This is a genomic window from Mycobacterium sp. TH-M25 (assembly GCF_057473665.1).
The window spans coordinates 1-3734 of record NZ_JBYCLA010000534.1 but is presented as its reverse complement, the minus strand read 5'-3'; the positions used below and the strand labels follow the sequence as shown (position 1 = coordinate 3734).

Sequence of the window (3734 nt, the reverse complement as noted above, 5' to 3'; positions counted from 1 at the left end):
GGCCCCCCGGGGCCCCCCGCGGCCGCCACCGCCCATCTGCAAGGCGCGTCGCTTGAGGACGCTTACAAAGCCGCGGGTATCACTTTGCCGCCGCCGGGTACGCCGATTAAAGACACGTTGCCGTCGTTGTCGGTGGCTCAGGTTGGCGACCTGGCGGTGTTCAAAGACAAGTACGTAATGCTGTTGGGTGACGGCAAGATCTACCTCGACGGGCAGGAACAACCGGTGTCTGCTTTGGCGAAAATGACTGGCTTCATGGCCTTTTGCCATCCGCCGGCATCATCAACACCGAATCTGCCAGTCGCTCCTGTGCCGACCGCCGGGGCGTCGGCACCAACCGTGCCCGCGACCTCGGCATAGCACGTGGTTGCTTGGCTACCAACGCTTTAGGAAAAAGGACAACGATTATGACCGATCCAACTAATGTCATCGCAACCTTCGACCGTGCACAAGTACTCGCGCACGCGATGCTCAGACTTGCGCCGGAGGCGGCATCGGATATCTGGCAGATAGAGGCGGAACCTGTTCTGGCGACGCTGCTTTTCGCTGGCGCCCCGGGGCAAAACGGCGGCGGGGTGCGGTGGGTCAGGGACACCGTGCTCGCGATAGAAGCCGGCGACGTCTTCAACCCGCCCGCTGGCACGCCAGAACTGTATGCGGCCCGAGTACTGACCGTTCAGACCCTTGCGGAACGTCAGAAGCAGTCGGTCGTGAAGACAATAAAGGATGCTGTCACTCCGTGGGTTGACGATGGCGTCGGATCGCTGTCCTGCTTGATCGCCGGCTGATCTTCCTGAGAACCGGGATCAGGTGAGTGAGCCATGTTTGCGGCGAATAATGAACGAGTCCAAGGCGATACGCTAAAGCTAAACGAGAGGACCGCACGGTGAAGCAACGACTCGCCGCGACGAATTCACGAATATTATTCGCCGGATTGGCAGCCATGGCTTCGGGTGGCAATACTGGATCGGTGTTGGCCGTCGCTGAAGATGCAGATGACGGTGTCACTTTGAATGCGATGGGATTTCGGGCGGATTCGGCTTGTTAATCGGATTGGTGACGACGTGGTCGGCCGGTTGACGGTGTGGTCTGCATGGTGACGGTGTGCCGCGGGCGTGCGGACGCCCGGCGGGTCTGTGATGTCAGGGGCTGCGTGGCGGGCACAGGAGTCGGCCCGAGGTGTACATCCCGATCAGAGCCCAGGGCGGGTCGCTGAACCCGAATCGCTGCTTGTCGTGAAACGCCGCCGCGGCCAGCACGGTGAGCGCGTGACGCAGCGGATCCCCGCAGTAGCGGATGCTGTTGAACACCTCGACCGCGATCACGATGAGCCGGCGGTTGGCTCGGGTGGTCAACCAGTGCAGGTGATCGGGTGGGACGCGGCGCAGCCACCTGCGTACGGTCGATTCATGCCGGTCGATCCGTGCGGCGATGCGCCGGACACCTAGACCATTCACCTTGTGTATCAATGCGTTTCCGATGGCCTCGGTGGTGCCGGCGCGGCGGATTTGCAGCTCTGCTGGCAACAGCACCTGAGTCTTCGTGCACGCAGTACAGCGGGCGCGGGCCGGCTGCACGGTCACGGTGCTGGTGCCTGGCCCGCGGACGGTGCGGGTTCGAGCACGTCCCCATTTGACCAGAGCCGCGCCGCACTGCGGGCACGCCATCGCGCCCGAGGCCAAACGGCTCTGCGCGTCGGCGGCGGACACCACGACGATCACAGCAGCGAATTCCGCTCATGGTCATCGAGTTTCACATACGCCACGATGCCATACGAGGGGTCAATTGGTGTTGGGCGGAACGGCTTTCGCCGACTGCGTCACTGCCGTTGCCGACGATCGGTCGAACCGTCACCGCGGCGAACACTGGGTCGCGGCCCTCGCCCGCGAACTGGGCCGGTGCCGTCATCGGCACGGTGGCGGTGCCGACGAAGCAAACCATCCAGAAATCTCATCGGCAACGGCAGTGACGAAAAGTCCAGGGTTCGTCCTCATCCCGAGAGACGCTCAACAATCGGTGCGCTGACCGTCCTCGCCGTTGCGAACCGGGCGCCCGAGCGATGGTCGCCGCGACATCAAGAAGAGCTCTCCCCGGCGGCCGCCGCGCAGGCAGCCCTCGACGCTGCTTCGCTCGCGGATGCATACAAGGAGGCCGGCTACCCCATTCCCGGTCCACCGCGGCCGACGCACCTGCGTCTTGTCCGTGACTTCTCTGATGGCTCTCACCGCTGAGCCCCCAGTTTCTTTTCACGCGGCTTGCGCGTGTAGGGGCCTGTAGAGGCCTCATGATGTTCCGTGTGTCATGTTCGTTTCCCGGACACCGGTGTGGCAATCGGCGATCGCCACATAAAGCCGTTCTACCGTTCTATCGATAGAACGGTAGAACGGTCAAAGCCGAATCCGCCCTTGCTTCGAGGTTTCGGGTGCGGCCTCTCGGATGGCCGCGACGACTTGTTCCGGGGTCATGTGCGTGGCGAGGTGCTGGACGGCGTAACGGATGATCGCGCTGGCCGACGTCACCTTGGGTTTGCCGTATCGGCCGGCGTCGATGGTGCGCCGGATGTATTGGTCCTCGTCGATTTCGAGGTACGCCGTGGTGGGGTACAACGTCCCGGCGGCGGCGTTCGCCTTAAACGGCTTGCGCGACACGGACTTCCGCTTGGATTCCGGTGGTGCATCCGGCGTCTCCTGTCCCCCGCCGTCCGTGGCGTCCGGTGGTGCTGTGGTCTCTGCTGCGGCCGGGGCGCCGCGAGTTTCTGGCAGGGTCTGCTCTGCGGCCGCCCCCTCTTCTTCCATCGAAGGCAGGACCACCGGAGTGGTCCGCGGGCCGTGCAATGGCGCGGGCATTTCGTTGCCGACGTTCCTACGCCTGTTGCGCTGGTTATTGAGCATGTCCATTCCGCTCACTTGACGTACTCCTTCATAAATTCGCCGACCATCTTGTAGCGCTCCGCGAGGAGCCGCAGGGGCTTTGCCGGCGGGTCCTCCGACGTAATCGCTATGCGCTTCGTGCGCTGCCCCAAGCTGCTGACGAACGGGATCGGTGGGGCCACCTGCACCTGCGTGTTTGCGGTGATCTGTTCGAGTTTCTTCAACCCGATCGCGGGGGGCACCGGCCGCACTTTCGTCGGCAGAACGACGACTGGATAGTCGAGCATTTCGTCGACCAGCTGCTCTAGGCCCCGAAGATCCGGTAGGTCCAGGGTGGTCGGCGCTAGGACGACATCGGCTACAGCAAGTGCGCCGTGAGTGTGCTCCCCCGCGCCCGGATGCGTGTCGACCACGACCCATTCGGTATCCCACTCCGCAGCCCACTTCAGCAGCGCCTCAGCCATCTGTTCCCGACTGGGAGCCTCCGTGCCAAGATGCGGATGCCCGGGGACTAAACGGGGCTTGCGGTATCCCTTGAGTGGTTTGGGTGTCCGCCCGGTGGCGATCGCGTCAAGAATCGGGACGCCGGCCCGGTCGAGCGGCCGATCACCCCAGAGCACTGTGACGCCGGTGAGGTCGTGTTCGAGGTCCACCAGGACCCCATCGAGCACGTACCCGAGTTCGTACGCGCTGGTGGTCTTTGTTACGCCGCCCTTGCGTGAGTGAACAACGAGGATCTTCGCCATGCGCTGTGTCCTTCTATCGAAGCATCGACAAACCGATCAAACGCTAAACCGATCAAACGCTAAACCGATCAAACGCTAAACCGATCAAACGCTAAACCGATCAAACGCTAAACCGATC

At 63.0% G+C, this 3734-nt stretch carries 4 protein-coding genes and 1 pseudogene; 2 read left to right on the top strand and 3 right to left on the bottom strand.

Annotation, left to right across the window (positions count from 1 at the left end; genetic code table 11):
* Positions 1 to 360: pseudogene (locus tag AC2VOU_RS17895) on the top strand (DUF4226 domain-containing protein); the annotation flags it as partial.
* Between the two features lie 47 nt (positions 361 to 407).
* A complete protein-coding gene (locus AC2VOU_RS17890; RefSeq protein WP_486958581.1) occupies positions 408 to 788 on the top strand; it encodes a hypothetical protein in 381 nt (126 codons plus the stop codon).
* Between the two features lie 354 nt (positions 789 to 1142).
* Here the strand turns inward: AC2VOU_RS17890 and AC2VOU_RS17885 are convergent, their stop codons facing one another.
* The 3 genes from AC2VOU_RS17885 to AC2VOU_RS17875 form a co-directional block, all read right to left on the bottom strand.
* Positions 1143 to 1709, bottom strand: a complete 567-nt coding sequence (locus tag AC2VOU_RS17885; RefSeq protein WP_486958580.1) for a DUF6431 domain-containing protein — start codon at positions 1707 to 1709, stop codon at positions 1143 to 1145.
* Between the two features lie 678 nt (positions 1710 to 2387).
* Positions 2388 to 2906 carry a hypothetical protein gene (locus tag AC2VOU_RS17880; protein ID WP_486958579.1) on the bottom strand — a complete coding sequence of 173 codons (519 nt, stop codon included), beginning with the start codon at positions 2904 to 2906 and terminating at the stop codon, positions 2388 to 2390.
* On the bottom strand, positions 2903 to 3616 hold the full coding sequence (locus AC2VOU_RS17875) for a ParA family protein (protein WP_486958578.1): 714 nt from the start codon (positions 3614 to 3616) through the stop codon (positions 2903 to 2905). The genes AC2VOU_RS17880 and AC2VOU_RS17875 overlap by 4 nt, the downstream gene beginning before the upstream one ends.
* Positions 3617 to 3734 lie beyond the last annotated feature (118 nt).

What these genes read in the sequence shown, in the direction of transcription:
- AC2VOU_RS17890 (WP_486958581.1), top strand. Translation starts at nt 408, where the DNA reads ATGACCGATCCAACTAATGTCATCGCAACCTTCGACCGTGCACAAGTA.
- AC2VOU_RS17875 (WP_486958578.1), bottom strand. Translation starts at nt 3,616, where the DNA reads ATGGCGAAGATCCTCGTTGTTCACTCACGCAAGGGCGGCGTAACAAAG.